Raw genomic sequence first — 21,311 nt, 5'->3', positions numbered from 1 at the left:
TTCCTTAAAGCACACAGGATAAAATATGGTATTGCCTTCAATTAATCAATCAGTTGAGGCTATTAGCAATAATCACCTTCAACAATCAAATAAAGTTTCATTAATAAATGGATTAGCTGATGTAAGAGATTATTATGTCGCAAATTGTCTGTTAATAAAACTTAATAAAGGCTGTTTGCGAATTGAAAATGAATTTGGAGAGTTTATTGAGCAATCTGCGCCATGTTTATTTTTATTGGAAAAAGATCAAACGATAACGTTGAGCATGAGCGAAATTGAAGGTCATATTAATTTTTCTTCACTGGAAGTTTCCTATGATTTAATGCAAAAGTTTTACAAAGTCTTTTACAGCACAAGAAATTATAATGAAAGAGAGTTATCGTTAAAAACCAAGCCCAGGCACTTTTTCCATGCTGAACTTTTACCTGGGATGAGTGACACGTTTGACTCTATTTTACATGGTGTGGAATGCCCTCGGGTTTGCAGTAATGTGAGTATTGATGACCATGATTATTCCTATTATTCATTGATGTATCTCATATCGGCATTTGTACGTAAACCCGGTGGATTTGATTTCCTTGAGCGAGCAATAAAAATTACCACGAAAGAGAAAGTTTATAACGTTATTATCAGTGATATTACCCGTAAATGGTCGCAGGCTGAGGTGGCGGGAAAACTGTTTATGAGTGTATCAAGTCTGAAGAGAAAACTGGCCGCTGAAGATGTGAGTTTTAGTAAAATATATTTAGATGCCCGTATGAATCAGGCAATTAAGCTTTTACGCATGGGCGCGGGAAATATTTCACAAGTTGCGACAATGTGTGGGTATGATACGCCTTCTTATTTTATCGCTATTTTTAAGCGGCATTTTAAAATTACACCGCTTAGCTTTATGCGTACAGTAAATCATTAAGCAGTGATATTACTTTTAGTATTATAGTCTACTCATTTTATAGATAAAAAACATTTTCTTACTTTGGTAAACTATCACGTATCTCTATGCCTTTGATGTGCAATTAAAAAAGAGAATCGAACTTCTCCATTGCAGGCAGTGTTACACGACGAGAGATCGCAATAAAGTAAAAAACAAAAGTAAATTACTATCAGATTTGCAAAAGGAATTCATTTCGGTAACGGCATTGCGTATGTAATAACGTAGCAAGACTTTAACACATACAGTTGAAAGTCGGCGTTATCCGCCTGCGCAGTTGCCGCCCAGGAAGAAAAAACATTACCGAGGCTATAGTCAGTTTTCAGAAAAGGATAATCGAATGAAAAATATAATTATATACGGCATTAACTGGACTAATTGTTATGCTCTTGAGTCCATATTTAAGCAAAAATATCCTGAGAAGCGTGTTAAAACGTGTAACTCGTTAACAGGACTCTTGCGTTCTATTACTGAAATGCCTGATGCCGGGCTGATCTTATCTTTGAATCCTCATGAACATGTTTATTTGTTTCACGCGCTGCAGGCGCGGTTGCAGAACCGTAGAGTTCTGGTGATAGCAGATCGTTTGTATTATATCGATCGGTGCGTTTTGCAGTATTTTGGCGTTATGGATTATGTTTTAAAAGACGAGTTATCCACTATCATTCATCCGGAACGGGAGAAGGTCCGTCTTCCGGAAGCGTGGCTGCGTTTCTGCCACCGGCCACACAGGAAAGCCGTGGTTGCGACATATGCTTTTAATGCCGGTGAGACGCCGGAAGAGGTGTTATCTAATATTAATCAATATGCTTGGTGGAACCTGCCGCCCGGTGTTACACAGGCGAAGTATGCCTTATTGATATTATTATCTTCCGGATATCCCGCCATGGATCTGGCGAAAAAATTTGGTCTGGGAACGAAAACCGTCAGTATTTATCGTAAGAAAGTTATGTATCGTTTAGGGATGGATTCTTCACCACTGGCACTGTTTCGCGGGCTAAAATTAGACGCGCATTTACAGCGCACTGCTTTTGCACATAACCCGGATGTATCAAACGATAATTGCCAGTTACCCATTGCTGTAGGCATGAATTAACCTTTTGCCCTGGATTTATTAGAGAAACTTGCGCTTTTTATGATAAAAAAAAGTCTTTTTTATGGGGGCTGCTCGGCTATAGATAATCTTTAGCGATAATGTGCAGCCCGGCTTAACCGCCAATGTGTACTTTTGGGCGTAATACATGGAGACTTCAAATTTGAATACGCTCTTGCAGAGTGGAGAATATTTATGGAGGGAGAGGTATGCTAAGTCCTGTCCGTGATTTGGGGAGTCATCCCTCGCCTCAGCAAGCAGTAAGCGCAGAGATCGATGTCGAAACATTAACATGTATTATTGAACGTCTGGAAAATGACATTATAGATGGGAGCTGGATGAATGCCAGCTATGAGGAGACCGATCTCAGGGTGATGCCTCTTCTTGTTGCGCAAGCCAATAAAAAGTATCCAGCGTTAAATCTTGAATTTGTTATGTCAACCCCTGAGCTTGTTTCCGCTATAAAAGAGGCGAGAATGGGAGGGAGTGAGTCAGCCAGATTTATCGTCAATTTAGGGAGTGGGGGGATCCATTTTTCAGTAGTCGATTTTAGAGCGGTAGCCGGAAAGACCTCCGTGATTCTGTTCGAGCCAGCAGAATGCGATGCTTTTGGACCCGCGTTACTGGCGTTGAGCACCAAAGCCGCTATTGAACGTGAGCAGATGTCGGATTGTTATTTTGCTATGGTCGAACTGGATATTCAAAGAAGCGCTTCAGAATGCGGAATTTTTAGCCTGGCGCTCGCTAAAAAATGTTATCTTGAATCTGCGAATTTAGCGAGGATTCATGAGGATAATATTTTTGATCGCCTGTGTGGCGAAGAGTCTTTTCTCTCTTATGACAAAGCAGACCGTTATCTGCCGGCGAGTTTTTACAAGCATACTCAAAGTATCCGTCGATTAAATGAATATGTAAAAGCCAATCCGGAGGCACAGAGCAGCGTTGTAAATAAAAAGAACGAAACGATTTATGAGCGATTTGATAACAATGCCGTTATGCTAAACGATAAAAAGCTCTCTATTTCCTCCCATAAAAAAAGGATAGCTGAATATCAGACTTTACTTAAGTCACTTAAATCGTAAACCAAATAAGAAGGTTGCCTGCCAGGGAACACCTCTCCGGTGCAGTAGGATTGCTATTCATCATGACGGCAATATACCCCGAATGGCAGGCAGGCAAGCATTAACCGTGTACCGCGGGTACGGTTTCGCCACGTCTGTCGCGCCATGTTGAGTAAGTAAACGCGACAATAAATACGATGGCAAATAAGACAACAATAGTCGGCGCAGGTGCGCTATCAAGATAAAATGACAGATACACGCCCAAAAAGGCGGTAATTATTGACAGGCTGACCGCTATTCCCAGCGCGTGCGCAAAGCGTCGCGTCAGCAAAATGGCTATCGCGCCAGGGGCGATGAGCAAAGAGATCGACAGAATAATCCCCACCGATTTCAGCGTGGCAACGATAGTCAGCGCAATCATACACAGCAGGCCATAATGCAGTAGAGGAATATTCAGACCGCTGGCTTTTGCCTGGTGTGGGTCAAAAGCGTGTAACAGAAGATCTTTCCATTTCAGTCCGATGATGAGCGCAATACCCAGCGCAATTATCGCCGTTTGTACAATATCCCCCAGCGATACGCCCAGCATATCGCCAAACAGAATATGATCCAGATGCACTTCCGATTCAATAGAGACGTAGAGCACCAGGCCTGCGCCAAACATGCCTGAAAAGACGATACCCATTACCGTATCACGTTTGATACGGCTGTTGTCGTCCAGATAACCGGTCGCGATCGCGCAAAATAGCCCGGCAATAAAAGCGCCAATCGCCAGGGGAATACCGATGATATACGCCAGCACGACCCCGGGAAATACGGCATGGCTCATAGCGTCGCCCATTAATGCCCAGCCTTTTAATACTAAAAATACGGATAGCAGGGCGCAGGGAATCGCTACAATGACCGAAACCATAAGGGCGTTCACCATAAAATCAAACTGGAACGGCTCCAGTAGCGTAGTTAAGAACATGACGCCTCCTTATGCAGGCGGGCGCGCCGGCGGTTGGCTAACAAACCCTGTTTTGGGGCAAAAATAAAGGCCGTGAGAAACAGCAACGTTTGCATGACGACGATAATCCCACCAGTGGCACCATCCAGCCAGTAACTAAGCCAGGCGCCTAAAAAACTGGTCAGGCTGCCAATGGCGAAGGCAATAGCAAGCAGGCGTGGGAAACGGTCGGTTAATAACCAGGCCGTTGCGCCCGGCGTGACGACGAGACAGATCACCAGAAATGCCCCGACGGTTTGCAGGGCTGCCACGGTGGAGACAGACAAGAGGGTAAAAAACAATAGCTTCAGGCGGCCCGGATGAAGGCCGATGGAACGTGCATGGGTTTCGTCGAAAAAGACGACCATCAGATCTTTCCACTTGAATAGCAGAATCGTCAGCGAGACTACGCCGATAATCGCCAGTTGCAAAATGTCCGCTGGCGCGATCGCCAGTACGTTGCCGAGAATAATGGTCTGGATATTCACCGACATCGGATTGAGCGAAACCATAAAAAGACCGACGCCAAAAAAAGAGGAGAAGATAAGCCCAATAATGGCGTCTTCTTTCAGGCGCGAGCGTTGGTTAAGAAAAAGCATACTGCCTGCCGCCAGACCGCCGGAAAGAAACGCCCCGAGTGAGAAGGGCAGCCCTAACATCCAGGCACCCGCAACCCCTGGCACAATAGAGTGGGATAACGCATCGCCAATCAGTGACCAGCCTTTGAGCATTAAATAGCAGGAGAGAAAGGCGCACAGTCCCCCCACCATCGCGGAGACCCACATCGCGTTGAGCATATACTGATAGCCAAACGGCTCGACAAGCCAGTTCATGACGATTTTCCTCCGCTGGCCACGCGCCGGGAAATAAAGGGGCGTTCGTCATCGGTGATAATATGCTCTTCGCTGCCGCTTAGCGCGATATGACGTAGGACACCGCTAAACGCCAGTTCCAGATTCGCGGCGGTAAAAGTGGTTTCCGTAGGACCGCTGGCCAGTACGGTTCCTTTAATCATGACCGTATAGTCGCAAAACTCGGTGACGGAACCGAGATTATGTGTTGATACCAGCATGGTGCGGCCCTCATTTCGCAGTTCCCGCAGCAGATCAATGATTCGGGCTTCGGTTTTTACATCCACGCCGGTAAAAGGTTCATCCAGCAGAATAACTTGCCCATCCTGAGCGATAGCCCTGGCGAGAAAGACACGTTTTTTCTGCCCGCCGGATAATTCGCCAATCTGCCGGTGGCGATATTCCTGCATATCCACCCGCGCCAGCGCGGCGTCAACACAGGCGTGATCATGTGCTGTGGGACGGCGCAGCCAGCCCATATGGCCATAGCGCCCCATCATCACCACATCTTCTACCAGCACCGGAAATGACCAGTCCACCTCTTCCGATTGTGGAACATAAGCAATGAGGTTTTTTTTCAGCGCCTTGTTGACCGGCTGTTGCAGGATAGTAATATCCCCCCGGGCAAGATGCACAAAACCCATTAATGCTTTAAATAACGTAGACTTACCGGAACCGTTTACGCCAACCAGTGCGGCGATTGAACCTCCTGGCACCTGAAAAGTGGCATCCCGCAGGGCGGTATGACCGTTGCGATACGTCACCGTGACTTGATCAACGGTAATCGCAGATTGACTCATTGTTGACTCCTCAGACCGTCGTTGATGCCATTGACGATAGTTTCAGTAGTGACACGGAGCAGATCCAGATAGGTCGGCACCGGGCCATCGGCGGCGCTCAGCGAATCGACATACAGCACACCGCCATAATGCGCACCGGATTCACGCGCGACCTGACGGGCAGGTTTATCGGAAACCGTACTCTCGCTAAAGATGGCGGGGATATGGTGCTTTTTAATGGTATCGATCACTTTACGCACTTGTTTCGGCGTACCTTGTTGATCGGCGTTAATCGGCCACAGATAGAGTTCTTTCATATCGTTATCGCGCGCCAGATACGAGAAAGCGCCTTCGCTGGTGACCAGCCAGCGCTGGTCGGCAGGGATTTTTTCCAGTTCAGCGCGCAATGGATCGGCCATCTGGCGAATTTGCGCTTTATAATGCTCAGCGTTTTGCTTATAGGTTGCCGCATTATCCGGATCGTACTTCACCAGTGCGTCGCGAATGTTATCGACATAAATCAGCGCATTTTCAGCCGACATCCAGGCATGTGGGTTCGGCTTACCGTTATAAGGACCTTCGGTAATCCCCATCGGTTTAACACCAGTAGAGACGACCACTTCCGGTACGCCGGAAAGATGCTGATAAAAGCGAGCGAACCACCGCTCCAGGTTCAGACCGTTTGCAAGAATAAGTTGTGCTCCCTGTGCCCGTTTAATATCGCCAGGGGTTGGCTGATACTCATGGATTTCAGCGCCGGGCTTGGTAATCGAGCTGACGTCCGCTGCGTCGCCCGCCACGTTTTTCGCCATGTCGGCGATAACAGTGAACGTGGTGATCACTTTAAATTTCTCTTTTGCATAGGCCGGCGATAGCGCAAGTATCGCTACAGTACCGGCAATCAGGAGCGTTTTCAGACGGCGCAGATTCGTCATAGTATCCCTCGCAATAATATGGTTAATTAATCAGCGAATATAGCCTTTGCTATGTTATATAGCACACGGTATGAATAAATGAAAATAATTCTTATTTGCGAAATAGCGACGATGCGGAGGATAGTACTGAAGATGGATAAGGTGTAAAATATATACACCTTAATAATTAAGAGGGCGCCATGTCTGGTAAACGTATCGCTCGTGAAAAACTGACGATCAAAAAAATGATTGCGCTGTATGCGAGCCACTGTCCGCAGGCTTCAGATGAGCAGGGACATTATGATGCCCTATTTTCCTACGCGCAAAAACGCCTTGATAAGTGTGTATTTGGCGAGGCTAAGCCCGCTTGTAAGCAGTGTCCGGTTCACTGCTATCAGCCGGCCAAACGCGAAGAGATGAAGCAGATTATGCGTTGGGCGGGGCCGCGAATGCTCTGGCGGCATCCAATCCTGACCGTTCGTCATCTGATTGACGATAAACGTCCCGTCCCGGAATTACCGGACAAGTACCAGCGTAAGAAGTAAAAAAGAATGGCCTTGATAGTGCCAGTACTTATCAGGCCTACGGGCAAGCGCCTGGCTGGAGGCCTGATAAGACGTATGCGCCGTCCTCCTTTTAAACTAACGCATCCTTATCAATGCCGAGTCTTTTCATGCGTGACAGGAGAGTGGTGCGTTTAAGCCCCAGGCGTTGCGCGGCGCCCTTCGGACCGGCCACTACGCCGTTAGTCTCTTTCAGGACGCGTATAATAAGCTGGTATTCATCTTCGCCCTCTTTGGCGATTTCCGTGGCAACGGGCGCGGTATCGGGCGCCAGGGCGCTGATATCCGGCAGCGACAGTTGTAGCACATTGCCGCGCGTTAACAGGACAGCGCGCTCAATGACATTTTCCAGTTCGCGAACATTGCCCGGCCATTCCATGCTGCTGAGTGTACGCAACGTTTCGGCAGGGATGCTGTCGATATTACGGCCCATCCGGCGGGCGATTTTAAAGGTGAAGGCTTTAACCAGTAGCGGAATATCTTCCGGGCGTTCGCGTAATGGAGGAAGCTGAATGGGAAAAACGTTCAGTCGATAGTAGAGATCATTACGGAATTCACGATCGGCGACCATTTTTTTCAGATCGCGATTAGTGGCGGCGATCAGCCGCACGTCTGTCTGGATCAATTTATTGCTGCCGAGCCGTTCAAACTCCTGCTCCTGTAGAACACGCAACAATTTAGGCTGTAGCTCCAGCGGCATGTCGCCCACTTCATCCAGAAATAGTGAGCTTTTATCCGCCAACTCAAAACGGCCAATCCGTTGCGCGCTGGCGCCGGTAAACGCGCCTCGTTCATGACCAAACAGATCGCTTTCCAGCAGACCCGCAGGCATCGCGGCGCAGTTCATCTTTACCATTCTGCGTCCGCTACGTCCGCTCAGGTTATGAATAGCGCGGGCAATCAGTTCCTTACCGGTTCCCGTTTCGCCCAGAATCAGTACGGTACTATCACTCTGCGCTACCATTTCAACCTGCTTGAGCACGTTGTACATCGCGTCGCTGCGCCCGATGATCTCGCCAAATTCGCTGTCGACGTTATTAAGCTGTTCCGTAAGCGCCAGATTTTCATCAACCAGCCGTTCTTTCAGACGGTGGATTTCCTGATAGGCCAGCGCATTATCCACCGCAATCGCCACCCGTTCGGCAATCTGACGGAGTAGCTTGAGATTGGCGGTGGTAAACACTTTTTCATCGCACTGCGCCAGTTTGAGTACGCCCAGCATCGTATTACCGGACATCAGCGGCAGCAGGCATAGCGTCTGGATTTGATTGCCCCAGGTATCGAACAGCATTCGCTCGTAGGGGGCAAGCGGATCGCGTTCGTTGAGATTGATAAGCAGCATCTCTTTACTTTTAAAAACGCGTTCCGTGAGCGTGCCGGTTTCGTCAACTTCGCTCTGCTCATGCGCCGGATTATGCTCATCAAGGTAGTGGGTAGAGTAGATATTCAGCTTATTTTTGCGATGACTGCGCAACACAATGCTGATCGCGTCGATGTTGAAATAATGGTGGATCTCTTTAGCGACTTCACTGACCAGCTCATCAATATCCAGACGCGACAAGACGGCATTGGTGATCGCCACCAGAATACGGAAATTATCGCGCTCGCGGCATAAGAGCTCGTAATCGACATTATGGTTTACCCGGTTCTGGATTTGCTCGGCGACCACGCCGACAATTTGGGTAAATGTGTGCAGGCGGTCATATTCCTTGTCGCTCCAGGAACGATCTTCCTGACGGATAAACTCGCAGCCGCCGAAAATACGGCCTTCAGCAGCTAAAGGAAGCAGGCAGTAGTGACCAAACTCCGGGTAGAGGCCACTTGTGGCGAGCTGCGGCCAGGTTTCGGTAAACTCATGGAAATTACAGTGCAACGCATCGGGGCGAGAAAGGATGCGACGTACCGGGCCGTGAGCCAGTACGGTTTCATCTTCATATTCAACAGGACGGCCATTATCTCGCGTCGCATAATATTGTGCGCGTTGCGACTGCGCCTGCCATAGCACTATGCCGGCGCTGTCGGCGAGCGCTGAACGCTTTACCAGTTGCGAAAGTGCTTCACTGAGCGACGCCAAATCGGGCTGCTGCAATAAGGTACGAGTGATATCGAACAAACCTTGCTGTCCAAGATCGCTCATGGGTGTATACGACATGTTGCTTTTCCAGGAAAATACCGCGGCGCGGTGCGAAAAGATCTATGAATTATAGGTATTCGTTTTACATTTTTGCCGGACGACGCTGACGTTTATCCGGCCTACGGGTAATGTCTTATCTGTAGGCCCGGTAAGCGTAGCGCTACCGGGCAGTGTATTAGCATATACGAGGCAGCGGTTCGGCGTGTGGCAAATCAAGGGTACGTTTGACGCCATAGAGTCCGGCTAAACGAACGCCTTTGCGTTCTACCACTTCACCAATTAGCGCCGCGTCGCGTCCCAGCGGGTGCGCGCGTAACGCCGCCAGCGCCTGATCTGCGGCATGGCGTTCAACGGCTATCACCAGTTTACCTTCATTCGCAAAGTTCAGCGCATCCAGGCCCAGCAGTTCGCAAACGCCGCGTACGGCAGGTTTAAGCGGAAGTGCGGATTCGGATAATTCAATACCGTAACCGCAGGTCGCCGCAAACTCATGGGCAACAGCATTCACACCGCCGCGTGTGGCGTCGCGCAACGCCTTCACACCGGTAATCTGACGTAGCGTCTGAATGAGCGGCGTCAGTACTGCACAGTCGCTAACCAGTTCGCCGTCCAGCCCCAGCTGTTCGCGTAAATTGAGGATCGTCGCGCCATGATCACCCAGCGTACCGCTGACCAACAGTACGTCACCGGCGGTAAGCGTTTGTGCGCCCCAGTGAATATCAGCGGGGATCGCCCCCATGCCAGCGGTGTTGATAAACAGCTTGTCCGCCGCGCCGCGCTGCACGACTTTGGTATCGCCGGTTACAATCGCGATACCCGCTTCTCGCGCAGTAGCCGCCATGCTGTTCACCACGCTCTTCAGCGTCTCCATCGGCAACCCTTCTTCAAGGATAAAACCACAGGAGAGATAGCGAGGGAGTGCGCCGCTGACCGCGACATCGTTCGCCGTTCCGCAAATCGCCAGCTTGCCGATATTACCGCCAGGGAAGAACAGCGGATCGATAACGTAACTGTCGGTAGAAAAGGCCAGACGATCGCCTTCTGCGACCAGTTGCGCCAGATCCAGACGCGCCTGATCTTCTTGTTCCGCCAGCCACGGGTTGGCAAAAGCCTCCATAAACAGACTATTAATCAACTGTTGCATCGCCTGGCCGCCGCTGCCGTGGGCGAGTTGTATATTGTTCAAAATTCACACTCCTGCTGACGATACTGATACCAGGCGGCACATGCGCCTTCGGAGGAGACCATCAGCGCGCCGAACGCGGTCTCCGGATTACAGGTTTTACCAAACAACGGGCACTGATGCGGCTTGCATCTGCCGGTCAATACTTCGCCGCAACGGGCGCGCGGATCGTCACAGACCTGCTGCGGCGCAGGTCGGAAATGCGCCTCGGCGTCAAACCGCTGGTAGTCAGGTGTTAAATGAACGCCGGAGGATTCAATCACGCCCAGACCTCGCCACTCGCTGTCGCCATTAACGCAGAACACATCGGCGATGGCTTGCTGCGCCAGTAAGTTTCCGGCATCCGGCACTACGCGACGGTACTGATTTTCGACCTGGCTTAGGGCCGCTATTTTCTGCTCAACCAGCATCACCACGCCTTGCAGTAGATCAAGCGGTTCGAAACCAGCCACCACCAGCGGGCGATTAAAGTCAGACGCGATGAAGCTGTAAGCGTCGGTACCGATTACCATGCTAACGTGACCCGGTGCAAGGAAGGCGTCAATGCCGTTATCCGGTTGCTCCAGCAGGCTACGCAAGGTGGGAATCAGGGTGATGTGCTGGCAGAAAAAGTAGAAGTTCCGTACATCACGCTGTTTTGCCTGCTGCAGTGTGATGGCGGTAGTTGGCATCGTGGTTTCAAACCCCAGGCCGAAGAACACCACTTTACGCGTTGGGTTCTCCTGCGCCAGCTTCAGCGCATCCATCGGCGAATAAACAATACGGACATCTGCGCCACGCGCTTTAGCCTGTAATAGCGACCCCTGTTTGCCTGGCACGCGCATCGCATCGCCAAAGGTACAGAAAATGACGTCCGGATGACTGGCGATCTCAACACAGCTATCGATTCTGCCCATCGGCAGAACACAGACCGGGCAACCGGGGCCGTGGATAAATTCGACGTTTTCCGGTAGCAACTGGTCGAGGCCAAATTTGAAAATGGCGTGCGTATGGCCGCCGCAAACTTCCATAATACGCAGCGGACGTTCGGCGGTGTAAGGGAGAAGCGCAGCGCGTTCACGCAAATGCTCAATGAGCTGCATCACCTGTTCCGGCGCGCGATATTCATCAACAAAACGCATTATTTCTCCTCACCATACAGCAGTGCGCCGACATCCGGCTCAACGTCAAACATGTTTTGTAGCGCGTCGAGGGTATCGCGCGCTTCCGCTTCATTAATTACGCTCATGGCGAAGCCGACATGAACCAGCACCCACTGACCGATACGTGGCTCGCCGTTTTCATCACAGTTGCCGACTAACGTGAGATCGACGTCGCGCTGAATGCCGCAAACATCGACCTTTGCCTGATTACCGTCAATGGCGCGGATCTGACCCGGAACGCCTATGCACATCGCTGTGCCTCCAGCCAGGCCAGCCACTGATCCATCCCTTCGCCGCTGGTGGCGGAAATCAGGATAATGTCAATGTCCGGGTTCACTTCGCGGGCGCTGGCAATACATTTTTCAACGTCAAAATTAAGGTAAGGCAGCAGATCCACTTTGTTGAGCAGCATCAGCGAGGCAGCGGCAAACATATGCGGATATTTCAGTGGCTTATCTTCGCCTTCGGTGACAGAGAGCACCGCCACTTTATGTTTTTCGCCGAGGTCGAAGCTGGCCGGGCAAACAAGGTTGCCGACGTTTTCAATAAACAGAATACCGTTGTCATCAAGCGGCAGACGCGGCGCGGCATCGGCAATCATTTGTGCATCAAGATGGCAGCCTTTGCCGGTATTAACCTGAATCGCCGGTGTACCGGTGGCACGAATGCGCGCGGCGTCATTGACGGTTTGCTGATCGCCTTCAATTACTGCACAGGGTACACGGTCTTTCAGTCTCATGAGTGTTTCGGTTAACAGGGTGGTTTTACCTGAGCCGGGGCTGGAGACCAGGTTGAGTACCAAATGCTGGCGAGTGGCGAAACGGGCACGGTTGCGCTCAGCCAGACGGTTGTTTTTGTCCAGCACGTCGATTTCAACTTCCAGCATTCGCCGTTGGCTCATACCTGGCGCATGGGTTCCGGCTTCACCATGGCCATAATGCAGATCGCCTTCTGCGGTCTGACTGGGGGCGAAGCCGGCGGTTTTAATTCCGGTAATATTCAGCGCCGGACGCGACGCCGGGGCAAAGGGCGCGCTACGAAACGCTGAATGCGGATTATGCTCATCGCCTTCTATATAAAGGTTGCCTTCAGCGCAACCGCAAGTCGTACACATCGCTTACTCCTGATCTTTTTCGTGTTACAGGCTTTTTGCCGGATGGCGACGAGAGCGTCTTATCCGGCCTACAGGTTGTTATCGTCGTTGTAGGCTGGATAAGGCGAAGCCATCATCCGGCATTAACCTTCTGCTTCATCAATTTCTATGCGCCGAATTTGTAAGCCATCGTCGGCCACAATACGCAGCGTATCGCTATGACATTGCGGACAACGACGTACACGATGTGTCAACAACGTGACATATTGTTGACAATGCTCACACCAGCATTCGGCTTCCTGTTCTTCGAGGTGCAGTTTACAACCTTCTGCTACCGTACCGCGGCATACCAGATCAAAACAAAAGGAAAGAGCGCTGGTTTCTACGCAAGAAAAGGCGCCTATTTTGATCCAAACGCCCGTCACACGTTTTGCACCGTATGCTGAAGCCTGTTGTTCAATCAATTCCAGTGCCCTCTGGCATAGGGTGATTTCGTGCATATCGCCTCCCGTAGTTGCTGGCCCTTTAAAGCAATAATTATGCCAGTTTGTAGATGCACCTGACGGGTCATGTCGACAATGACGAAATGACATGTCGTCATCGCGTCGAAACCGTAGGGCTCACTTTTATATTCTAATAAAAACAACAAGTTAAATATTGGCATGAAAAATGCTTAACGCAGGAATCTCTGTTAAACGGGTAACCTGACATGACTATTTGGGAAATAAGCGAAAAGGCCGATTACATCGCGCAACGGCATCGTCGCCTACAGGACCAGTGGCATATTTACTGCAACTCGCTGGTCCAGGGGATCACCCTCTCGAAAGCACGCCTGCATCATGCGATGAGCTGCGCGCCGGAAAAAGATCTCTGCTTTGTCCTTTTTGAGCACTTTCGTATTTACGTCGCGTTGGCAGATGGTTTTAACAGCCACACCATTGAGTACTACGTTGAAACCAAAGATGGCGAAGATAAGCAATTGATTGCACAAGCACAGCTTGATATCGACGGCAAGGTTGACGAGAAGGTGAATAACCGCGATCGCGAGCAGGTGCTGGAGCACTATCTGGAAAAAATCGCCACGGTTTATGACAGCCTGTATGCCGCGGTAGAAACCAATTCGCCGGTCAATCTGAGCCAACTGGTCAAGGGACAGCGCCCGGCGGTATAAGCCTGAGGCGTTGCCCGCTTTGATTCGCGATGTGGCGCGACGCCATATCATGAATGTTTTGGGGATGGGCGTGTCGATAAGTGTCGAAAATGACATTTCAACGGCATGTTTTCGTCAAAAATGACAATCACCTGAGGAAAGCCTGGTGAATCGTTTTGTAATTGCTGACTCCACTCTCTGTATCGGCTGCCACACTTGTGAGGCCGCCTGTTCAGAGACGCATCGCCAGCACGGCTTGCAGTCTATGCCGCGCCTGAAAGTGATGCTTAATGAAAAAGAATCCGCACCGCAGCTTTGCCACCATTGCGAAGATGCGCCGTGTGCTACCGTCTGCCCGGTTAACGCAATTAACCGCGTTGATGGCGCCGTACAGCTTAATGAGAGCCTGTGCGTAAGCTGCAAACTGTGCGGTATTGCCTGCCCGTTTGGCGCGATTGAATTCTCCGGCAGCCGTCCGCTGCATATTCCGGCTAACGCCAATACGCCGAAAGCGCCGCCAGCGCCACCAGCGCCGGCCCGCGTCAGTACGCTGCTCGACTGGGTGCCCGGCGTACGCGCTATCGCAGTGAAATGCGACCTGTGCCACTTTGATGAACAAGGCCCGGCCTGCGTGCGGATGTGCCCAACCAAAGCCCTGCATCTGGTGAACAATATGGATATCGCCCGCGCCAGCAAACGTAAGCGTGAGCTGACATTCAATACTGACTTTGGCGATCTCACCTTGTTTCAGCAGGCTCAGAGTGGGGATGCAAAATGAGCGCGATTTCACTGATCAATAGCGGCGTGTCCTGGTTTGCCGCTGCCGCCGTACTGGCTTTTCTGTTTTCTTTTCATAAAGCGCTGAGCGGCTGGGTTGCGGGTGTTGGCGGCGCAGTCGGGAGTCTGTATACCGCCGCGGCGGGTTTTACCGTATTGACCAGCGCGACGGCGGTCAGCGGTGTGATGCCGTTTATTGGCTATACGCTGCAAATCAGCCCGTTGAATTCAGTCTGGCTGATTACGCTGGGGCTGTGCGGTCTGTTCGTCAGCCTGTTTAACATTGACTGGCATCGTCATCCGCAGGTGAAGGCCAACGGTCTGCTGATCAACCTGCTGATGGCGGCTGCGGTCTGCGCGGTGATTGCCAGCAATCTCGGCACGCTGGTGGTCATGGCGGAAATTATGGCGCTGGCTGCCGTGTTCCTGACCGGTAGCAGTAAAGAGGGCAAACTGTGGTTTGCGCTGGGCCGCCTCGGCACGCTGCTACTGGCGATGGCCTGCTGGCTGGTGTGGCAACGTTACGGCACGCTGGATCTGGCGCTGCTCGATCAGCGTGCGCAGCAGCTACCGTTGGGGTCTGATATCTGGCTACTTGGCGTCATCGGCTTTGGTCTGCTGGCCGGGATTATCCCGTTGCACGGCTGGGTGCCGCAGGCACATGCGAATGCCAGCGCGCCGGCAGCGGCGCTGTTCTCCACTGTGGTGATGAAAATCGGTCTGCTCGGCATTTTGTCCCTGTCGTTGATTGGTGGTAACGCACCGCTGTGGTGGGGTGTTGCGCTACTGGTACTTGGGATGATTACCGCTTTCGTTGGCGGACTGTATGCGCTAATGGAACACAATATTCAACGTCTGCTGGCGTATCACACGCTGGAAAATATCGGCATCATCCTGCTCGGTCTGGGCGCGGGTGTCACCGGTATTGCCCTTGATCAACCGGTGCTGATCGCATTGGGCCTGACCGGTGGTCTTTATCATCTGCTGAACCATAGCCTGTTCAAAAGCGTACTGTTTTTGGGCGCAGGGAGCATCTGGTTCCGTACCGGTCATCGCGATATTGAAAAGCTGGGCGGTATCGGCAAGCGGATGCCGGTCATTTCTATCGCCATGCTGGTGGGGCTGATGGCCATGGCAGCGTTGCCGCCGCTGAACGGCTTTGCCGGTGAGTGGGTGATTTATCAGTCCTTCTTCAGGCTGGGCAACAGCGGCGCGTTTGTTGGTCGCCTGTTAGGACCGCTACTGGCAGTCGGTCTGGCGATTACCGGTGCGCTGGCGGTAATGTGTATGGCGAAAGTCTATGGCGTAACCTTCCTCGGCGCGCCGCGCACGAGGGAAGCGGAAAATGCCTGCTGCGCACCGATCCTGATGGGCGTCAGCGTCGTGGCGCTGGCGATTTGCTGTGTGGTGGGCGGGGTTGCCGCGCCGTGGCTGTTGCCGATGCTTACCGCGGCGGTGCCGCTGCCGCTGGAAACTGCGCATACCACCGTCTCTCAGCCGATGATCACGCTGCTGCTGGTAGCCTGTCCGCTGCTGCCATTCATCATCATGGCCATTTTTAAAGGCAACCGTCTGCCATCGCGTTCACGCGGTGCGGCGTGGGTGTGTGGCTACGATCATGAACAGTCGATGGTGATTACCGCGCACGGTTTTGCGATGCCGGTTAAAGAAGCCTTTGCCCCAGTTCTTAAACTGCGCAAATGGCTGAATCCGGTCTCACTGGTGCCGGGCTGGCAAAACGCCGCAGCGCCAGTGCTGTTCCGTCGCCTGGCGCTGATTGAGCTGGCGGTGCTGGTGGTGATTGTGGTTTCCCGAGGAGCCTGAAAATGAGTGTCTTTTATCCGTTAATTCAGGCGCTGGTGCTCTTCGCCGTTGCGCCGCTGTTGTCCGGTATTACCCGTGTGGCGCGTGCCCGTCTGCATAACCGTCGTGGACCTGGCGTGTTGCAGGAATATCGCGACATTATCAAATTGCTTGGTCGTCAAAGCATTGCGCCTGCTGATTCTGGCTGGGTTTTCCGCCTGACGCCGTTCGTGATGGTGGGCGTTATGCTGACCATCGCCACCGCGCTGCCGGTAGTGACCGTCGGGTCACCGCTGCCGCAGTTGGGCGATTTGATCACCCTGATTTATCTTTTTGCGATTGCCCGCTTTTTCTTCTCGATTGCCGGGCTGGATACGGGAAGCCCGTTTACCGCGATTGGCGCGAGCCGTGAAGCAATGCTGGGCGTGCTGGTTGAGCCTATCTTGTTGCTCGGCCTGTGGGTGGCGGCGCAGGTCGCCGGTTCGACCCATATCAGTAACATTACCGATACCCTTTATCACTGGCCTTTCGCGCGCAGTATTCCGCTGGTGTTAGCACTGTGCGCCTGTGCGTTCGCCACCTTTATCGAGATGGGCAAACTGCCGTTTGACCTTGCAGAAGCCGAGCAGGAGTTGCAGGAAGGTCCGCTAACCGAATACAGCGGCAGCGGCTTTGCGGTGCTGAAATGGGGCATCAGCCTGAAACAACTGGTGGTGCTGCAAATGTTCGTCGGTGTCTTTCTGCCGTGGGGGCAGATGGAAGTCTTTAGCGCTGGCGGTCTGTTGCTGGCGCTGGTCATTGCCATCGTTAAGCTGGTTCTCGGTGTGTTGGTCATCGCCCTGTTCGAAAACAGCATGGCGCGTCTGCGCTTTTGCGCCACTTCACGCGTGACCTGGGCCGGATTTGGGTTTGCGTTTTTAGCCTTCGTCTCCTTGCTGGCGGCGTGATTGAAGAGAGTTTGAACATGTCTGAAGAAAAATTAGGTCAACATTATCTGGCCGCGTTGCACCAGGCGTTTCCTGGCGTTGTAGTGGACGAAGCCTGGCAGACCAAAGATCAACTGACCATCACCGTGAAGGTGAACTATCTGCCGGAGGTGGTTGAGTTTCTGTATTACAAACAGGGCGGCTGGCTGTCGGTACTGTTTGGCAACGATGAACGTCAGCTCTGTGGCCATTATGCGGTTTACTACGTGATGTCGATGGAACAGGGCCAGAAGTGCTGGGTAACGGTACGCGTAGAAGTGGATGCTAATACCCTGGAGTTTCCGTCGGTGACGCCGCGCGTGCCGGCTGCTGTCTGGGGGGAGCGTGAAGTCCGCGATATGTACGGTCTGCGACCCGTAGGCCTGCCGGATGAACGTCGTCTGGTGCTGCCGGACGACTGGCCGGATGAGCTCTATCCGCTGCGTAAAGACAGCATGGATTATCGTCAGCGCCCGGCGCCGACAACCGATGCTGAAACCTATGAGTTCATCAACGAACTGGGCGATAAGAAGAACAATGTGGTGCCGATTGGTCCGCTGCATGTCACTTCTGATGAACCGGGCCATTTCCGTCTGTTCGTTGATGGCGAAAACATTATTGATGCCGACTATCGTCTGTTCTACGTCCACCGTGGGATGGAAAAGCTGGCGGAAACCCGGATGGGTTACAACGAAGTGACCTTCCTGTCGGACCGCGTGTGCGGCATCTGTGGTTTTGCCCACAGTACTGCTTACACCACCTCCGTGGAGAACGCGATGGGTATTCAGGTGCCAGAGCGCGCGCAGATGATTCGCGCTATTTTGCTGGAAGTGGAACGTCTGCACTCGCATCTGCTGAACCTCGGCCTGGCCTGTCACTTCACAGGGTTTGACTCCGGCTTCATGCAGTTCTTCCGCGTGCGCGAAACCTCCATGAAGATGGCGGAAATCCTCACCGGGGCGCGTAAAACCTACGGTCTTAACCTGATCGGCGGGATTCGCCGCGATCTGCTGAAAGAGGACATGATCCAGACCCGTCAACTGGCGCAGCAGATGCGTCGTGACGTGCAGGAGCTGGTGGACATGCTGCTCAGCACGCCGAACATGGAGCAGCGTACCGTTGGTATCGGTCGTCTGGATCCGGAAATTGCGCGTGATTTCAGTAACGTCGGCCCAATGGTTCGCGCCAGCGGCCATGCGCGCGACACCCGTGCCGATCACCCGTTTGTGGGCTATGGGCTGCTGCCGATGGAGGTCCATAGCGAGCAGGGCTGCGATGTGATTTCACGTCTAAAAGTGCGTATCAATGAGGTGTACACCTCGCTGAACATGATCGACTTTGGCCTTGATAACCTGCCGGGCGGTCCGCTGATGGTGGAAGGCTTCACCTATATTCCGCATCGCTTTGCGTTGGGCTTTGCCGAAGCGCCGCGCGGTGATGATATCCACTGGAGTATGACCGGCGACAACCAGAAGCTGTACCGCTGGCGCTGCCGCGCAGCAACCTACGCCAACTGGCCGACCCTGCGTTATATGCTGCGTGGCAACACCGTTTCCGATGCGCCGCTGATCATCGGTAGCCTTGACCCTTGCTACTCCTGTACTGACCGCATGACCGTGGTTGATGTGCGTAAGAAGAAAAGCAAAGTTGTGCCGTATAAAGAGCTTGAGCGCTACAGCATTGAGCGTAAAAACTCGCCGCTGAAATAAGGAATCGCCATGTTTACCTTTATCAAAAAAGTCATCAAAACCGGCGCGGCGACGTCGTCTTACCCGCTGGAGCCGATTGCGGTTGATAAAAACTTTCGCGGCAAGCCGGAGCATAATCCGCAGCAGTGCATTGGCTGTGCCGCCTGTGTCAATGCCTGCCCGTCGAACGCCCTGACGGTGGAAACCGATTTGGCAACGGGCGAGCTGGCCTGGCAGTTTAACCTCGGGCGTTGCATCTTCTGTGCCCGCTGTGAGGAAGTCTGCCCGACGGCGGCAATTAAGCTGTCTCAGGAGTACGAGCTGGCGGTATGGAAAAAAGAAGATTTTCTACAGCAGTCCCGCTTTACGCTGTGTCACTGTCGCGTTTGCGAGCGGCCTTTCGCGGTGCAAAAAGAGATTGATTACGCTATTGCGCTGCTCAGGCACAACGGCGATAGCCGTGCGGAAAATCACCGTGAAAGCTTTGAAACCTGCCCGGACTGTAAGCGTCAGAAATGCCTGGTGCCGTCTGACCGTATTGAACTGACTCGCCATATGAATGAGGCCATCTGATGAGCAATTTATTAGGCCCGCGTGACGCTAATGGTATCCCCGTTCCGATGACGGTGGATGAGTCCATCGCCAGCATGAAAGCGTCTTTACTGAAAAATATTAAGCGTTCGGCGTATGTCTATCGTGTGGACTGCGGCGGCTGTAACGGCTGCGAAATTGAAATCTTCGCCACGCTGTCGCCGTTGTTTGACGCCGAGCGTTTCGGTATTAAAGTTGTACCGTCCCCGCGCCACGCGGATATTCTGCTGTTCACCGGCGCGGTGACCCGGGCGATGCGTTCTCCGGCGCTGCGCGCCTGGCAATCGGCACCGGACCCAAAAATTTGTATCTCGTATGGTGCCTGTGGCAACAGTGGCGGTATCTTCCACGATCTGTACTGCGTCTGGGGCGGCACCGATAAAATCGTGCCGGTAGATGTGTATATTCCTGGTTGCCCGCCAACGCCTGCGGCAACGCTGTATGGCTTTGCGATGGCGCTGGGATTACTGGAACAAAAAATCCACGCCCGTGCGCCCGGCGAGCTTGACGATCAGGCGGCAGAGATCCTGCATCCGGATATGGTACAGCCGCTGCGCGTGAAGGTCGATCGTGAAGCCCGCCGCCTGGCCGGTTATCGTTATGGTCGCCAGATTGCTGATGATTATATGACGCAGTTAGGGCAGGGGGAGCAGCAGGTGGCGCGTTGGCTGGAAGCGGAAAACGATCCGCGTCTGACCGAGATCGTCAATCATCTTAACCATGTCGTTGAAGAGGCGCGTATCCGATGAGTGAAACGGTGGTGTTCAGTCAACTGAGCCGTAAGTTTATTGATGAGAACGATGCCACGCCCGCCGAGGCGCAGCAGGTTGTCTATTACAGCCTGGCGATTGGTCACCACCTGGGGGTCATCGATTGTCTGGAAGCCGCGCTCACCTGTCCATGGGACGACTATCTGGCATGGATTGCGACTCTTGAAACGGGGAGCGAAGCGCGTCGTAAAATGGAGGGCGTGCCGAAGTACGGCGAAATCGTCATCGACAGCAACCATGTGTCGATGCTGGCGAATGCCTTTGATAAAGCGCGTGCGTTACAAACGCCGCAGCAGCAGGAGTGGAGCAAACTGATGCTCAGTATGCTGCATGATATTCACCAGGAAAGCGCTATCTATTTGATGGTGAGGAGACACCGTGACTGACGTTTTACTCTGTGTCGGCAATAGCATGATGGGTGACGATGGCGCGGGGCCGCTGCTGGCAGAAATGTGCGCCGCGCAACCGAAAGGCGACTGGGTGGTGATTGACGGCGGCAGCGCGCCGGAAAATGACATTGTTGCGATTCGCGAGCTGCGTCCCTCTCGTCTGCTGATTGTCGACGCGACCGATATGGGGCTTAATCCGGGCGAAATCCGCATCATTGATCCGGATGACATTGCCGAAATGTTTATGATGACCACCCACAACATGCCGCTCAACTATCTGGTCGATCAGCTTAAAGAAGACGTGGGCGAGGTGATTTTTGTTGGCATCCAGCCGGATATCGTCGGGTTTTATTATCCGATGACCCAGCCGATTAAAGAGGCGGTCGAAAGCCTCTATCAGCGGCTGGAAGGCTGGGAAGGTCACGGCGGATTTGCCGAACTGTAAG

23 protein-coding genes are annotated in these 21,311 nt (G+C 52.4%); 13 read left to right on the top strand and 10 right to left on the bottom strand.

The annotated features are described in order from the left end of the window. Nucleotides 1-25 precede the first annotated feature (25 nt). From hilC to SBG_RS12820, 3 genes are all read left to right on the top strand, one after another. The gene (gene hilC / locus SBG_RS12830; RefSeq protein WP_000243993.1) at nucleotides 26-913 is read left to right on the top strand and encodes an invasion transcriptional regulator HilC; all 888 of its coding nucleotides are present in this window, start codon (nucleotides 26-28) and stop codon (nucleotides 911-913) included. Nucleotides 914-1,271: 358 nt separating this feature from the next. Then, on the top strand, nucleotides 1,272-2,027 hold the full coding sequence (locus tag SBG_RS12825; protein ID WP_000789460.1) for a transcriptional regulator: 756 nt from the start codon (nucleotides 1,272-1,274) through the stop codon (nucleotides 2,025-2,027). Between the two features lie 206 nt (nucleotides 2,028-2,233). Beyond that, on the top strand, nucleotides 2,234-3,106 hold the full coding sequence (locus tag SBG_RS12820) for a YopJ/AvrA family T3SS effector serine/threonine acetyltransferase (protein WP_000951024.1): 873 nt from the start codon (nucleotides 2,234-2,236) through the stop codon (nucleotides 3,104-3,106). 100 nt (nucleotides 3,107-3,206) lie between these two features. Here the strand turns inward: SBG_RS12820 and sitD are convergent, their stop codons facing one another. From sitD to sitA, 4 genes are read right to left on the bottom strand one after another with little or no spacing between them, the layout of a single operon-like run. After that, entirely contained in the window at nucleotides 3,207-4,055 is an 849-nt protein-coding gene (gene sitD / locus SBG_RS12815) for an iron/manganese ABC transporter permease subunit SitD (protein WP_000480203.1), read from the bottom strand. Beyond that, nucleotides 4,046-4,906, bottom strand: a complete 861-nt coding sequence (sitC, locus tag SBG_RS12810) for an iron/manganese ABC transporter permease subunit SitC (protein ID WP_001104337.1) — start codon at nucleotides 4,904-4,906, stop codon at nucleotides 4,046-4,048. The genes sitD and sitC overlap by 10 nt, the downstream gene beginning before the upstream one ends. Then, on the bottom strand, nucleotides 4,903-5,724 hold the full coding sequence (gene sitB, locus SBG_RS12805; protein WP_000083161.1) for an iron/manganese ABC transporter ATP-binding protein SitB: 822 nt from the start codon (nucleotides 5,722-5,724) through the stop codon (nucleotides 4,903-4,905). The genes sitC and sitB overlap by 4 nt, the downstream gene beginning before the upstream one ends. Continuing rightward, the gene (sitA, locus tag SBG_RS12800) at nucleotides 5,721-6,638 is read right to left on the bottom strand and encodes an iron/manganese ABC transporter substrate-binding protein SitA (protein ID WP_000183427.1); all 918 of its coding nucleotides are present in this window, start codon (nucleotides 6,636-6,638) and stop codon (nucleotides 5,721-5,723) included. Before sitA ends, sitB begins: the two co-directional genes overlap by 4 nt. 179 nt (nucleotides 6,639-6,817) lie before the next feature. Between sitA and SBG_RS12795 the strand changes: the two genes are divergently transcribed. Then, nucleotides 6,818-7,162 (top strand): nitrous oxide-stimulated promoter family protein, encoded by a 345-nt coding sequence (locus SBG_RS12795; RefSeq protein WP_000015476.1) that lies wholly within the window; start codon nucleotides 6,818-6,820, stop codon nucleotides 7,160-7,162. 91 nt (nucleotides 7,163-7,253) lie between these two features. Here the strand turns inward: SBG_RS12795 and flhA are convergent, their stop codons facing one another. The 6 genes from flhA to hypA form a co-directional block, all read right to left on the bottom strand. After that, entirely contained in the window at nucleotides 7,254-9,332 is a 2,079-nt protein-coding gene (flhA, locus tag SBG_RS12790; protein ID WP_000122685.1) for a formate hydrogenlyase transcriptional activator FlhA, read from the bottom strand. 157 nt (nucleotides 9,333-9,489) lie between these two features. Next, on the bottom strand, nucleotides 9,490-10,500 hold the full coding sequence (gene hypE / locus SBG_RS12785) for a hydrogenase maturation carbamoyl dehydratase HypE (RefSeq protein WP_001059940.1): 1,011 nt from the start codon (nucleotides 10,498-10,500) through the stop codon (nucleotides 9,490-9,492). After that, nucleotides 10,497-11,618, bottom strand: coding sequence for a hydrogenase formation protein HypD (hypD, locus tag SBG_RS12780; RefSeq protein ID WP_001212952.1), 1,122 nt, complete (start codon nucleotides 11,616-11,618; stop codon nucleotides 10,497-10,499). Before hypD ends, hypE begins: the two co-directional genes overlap by 4 nt. Next, nucleotides 11,618-11,890 carry a hydrogenase 3 maturation protein HypC gene (hypC, locus tag SBG_RS12775; protein WP_000334870.1) on the bottom strand — a complete coding sequence of 91 codons (273 nt, stop codon included), beginning with the start codon at nucleotides 11,888-11,890 and terminating at the stop codon, nucleotides 11,618-11,620. Before hypC ends, hypD begins: the two co-directional genes overlap by 1 nt. After that, nucleotides 11,881-12,753 (bottom strand): hydrogenase nickel incorporation protein HypB, encoded by an 873-nt coding sequence (gene hypB, locus SBG_RS12770; RefSeq protein ID WP_000337649.1) that lies wholly within the window; start codon nucleotides 12,751-12,753, stop codon nucleotides 11,881-11,883. Before hypB ends, hypC begins: the two co-directional genes overlap by 10 nt. Nucleotides 12,754-12,875: 122 nt before the next feature. Then, complete coding sequence (gene hypA / locus SBG_RS12765) at nucleotides 12,876-13,232, bottom strand: hydrogenase maturation nickel metallochaperone HypA (protein ID WP_000544462.1); 357 nt, start codon at nucleotides 13,230-13,232, stop codon at nucleotides 12,876-12,878. A 209-nt stretch (nucleotides 13,233-13,441) separates the two neighbouring features. On the opposite strand from hypA, the gene hycA reads away from it, so the two are divergent. The 9 genes from hycA (at nucleotide 13,442) to hycI (ending at nucleotide 21,310) form a co-directional block, all read left to right on the top strand. Next, complete coding sequence (gene hycA, locus SBG_RS12760; RefSeq protein WP_000158069.1) at nucleotides 13,442-13,903, top strand: formate hydrogenlyase regulator HycA; 462 nt, start codon at nucleotides 13,442-13,444, stop codon at nucleotides 13,901-13,903. Nucleotides 13,904-14,048: 145 nt separating this feature from the next. Beyond that, nucleotides 14,049-14,660, top strand: a complete 612-nt coding sequence (hycB, locus tag SBG_RS12755) for a formate hydrogenlyase subunit HycB (RefSeq protein WP_001079160.1) — start codon at nucleotides 14,049-14,051, stop codon at nucleotides 14,658-14,660. Beyond that, complete coding sequence (hycC, locus tag SBG_RS12750; protein WP_001274450.1) at nucleotides 14,657-16,483, top strand: formate hydrogenlyase subunit 3; 1,827 nt, start codon at nucleotides 14,657-14,659, stop codon at nucleotides 16,481-16,483. Before hycB ends, hycC begins: the two co-directional genes overlap by 4 nt. Before the next feature lie 2 nt (nucleotides 16,484-16,485). Beyond that, on the top strand, nucleotides 16,486-17,409 hold the full coding sequence (locus SBG_RS12745; protein WP_000110567.1) for a respiratory chain complex I subunit 1 family protein: 924 nt from the start codon (nucleotides 16,486-16,488) through the stop codon (nucleotides 17,407-17,409). A 17-nt stretch (nucleotides 17,410-17,426) separates the two neighbouring features. Further along, complete coding sequence (hycE, locus tag SBG_RS12740; RefSeq protein ID WP_001288107.1) at nucleotides 17,427-19,136, top strand: formate hydrogenlyase subunit HycE; 1,710 nt, start codon at nucleotides 17,427-17,429, stop codon at nucleotides 19,134-19,136. Nucleotides 19,137-19,145: 9 nt separating this feature from the next. Continuing rightward, a complete protein-coding gene (locus SBG_RS12735) occupies nucleotides 19,146-19,688 on the top strand; it encodes a formate hydrogenlyase complex iron-sulfur subunit (RefSeq protein WP_000493760.1) in 543 nt (180 codons plus the stop codon). Next, complete coding sequence (gene hycG / locus SBG_RS12730; RefSeq protein ID WP_000067416.1) at nucleotides 19,688-20,455, top strand: formate hydrogenlyase subunit HycG; 768 nt, start codon at nucleotides 19,688-19,690, stop codon at nucleotides 20,453-20,455. Before SBG_RS12735 ends, hycG begins: the two co-directional genes overlap by 1 nt. Continuing rightward, a complete protein-coding gene (locus tag SBG_RS12725) occupies nucleotides 20,452-20,862 on the top strand; it encodes a formate hydrogenlyase maturation HycH family protein (protein ID WP_000005491.1) in 411 nt (136 codons plus the stop codon). The genes hycG and SBG_RS12725 overlap by 4 nt, the downstream gene beginning before the upstream one ends. Next, nucleotides 20,855-21,310 carry a hydrogenase maturation peptidase HycI gene (hycI, locus tag SBG_RS12720; protein WP_000132977.1) on the top strand — a complete coding sequence of 152 codons (456 nt, stop codon included), beginning with the start codon at nucleotides 20,855-20,857 and terminating at the stop codon, nucleotides 21,308-21,310. Before SBG_RS12725 ends, hycI begins: the two co-directional genes overlap by 8 nt. Nucleotide 21,311: the final 1 nt, after the last annotated feature.

Origin of the sequence: Salmonella bongori NCTC 12419 (assembly GCF_000252995.1) — a bacterium.
In the GTDB taxonomy this organism is placed as follows: domain Bacteria; phylum Pseudomonadota; class Gammaproteobacteria; order Enterobacterales; family Enterobacteriaceae; genus Salmonella; species Salmonella bongori.
The sequence above is the reverse complement of the archived record's forward strand: the minus strand, read 5'-3'. Positions and strand labels throughout refer to the sequence as shown.